This is a genomic window from Actinoplanes sp. DH11 (assembly GCF_020873875.1).
Classification (GTDB): Bacteria; Actinomycetota; Actinomycetes; order Mycobacteriales; family Micromonosporaceae; genus Actinoplanes.
Genome location: NZ_JAHWGU010000141.1, coordinates 1 through 450, shown reverse-complemented (window position 1 = coordinate 450; position 450 = coordinate 1). Strand labels below are relative to the sequence as shown.

The following is a 450-nucleotide window of genomic DNA, read 5'->3' as shown; positions in this document are numbered from 1 at the left end:
ATGTAAGAGCTATACGGATAAAGCGGTAGTTTGTATTTTAAGCGTTTCGTTTGTTCTATTTGTTTTCAGCTTATATATTTCACTTTAAATAATGAGAAAAGGGGGTAAGAGAAATGAAGGAATTGTTATTAGAGACAACTAATATAAAGTCCGTATTCAATGACTTGCAAACCATTCTAAGAGGTATAGAAATAATCGGGGCTCAAAAAGTTTGGGAAAAAAGCCGAAAAGGGCAAGGTATTGTTGTTGCTGTGTTGGATTCAGGTTGCGATATTAGCCATCCCGATTTAAAAGAAAATATTATCGGCGGATTGAACTTCACCAATGATGATGGCGGAGACAAAACAATTTTCACAGATTATTTAGGGCATGGAACACATGTCGCAGGAATAATCGCAGCGACGGACAATGGAAAAGGAATTGTTGGTGTAGCACCAAAAAGTACAGGCG

At 37.3% G+C, this 450-nt stretch carries 1 protein-coding gene; it reads left to right on the top strand.

The annotated features are described in order from the left end of the window. Window positions 1–113 precede the first annotated feature (113 nt). Window positions 114–450: S8 family serine peptidase (locus LPA41_RS41115; RefSeq protein WP_304523829.1), on the top strand; the 337-nt coding region annotated here is incomplete at its 3' end.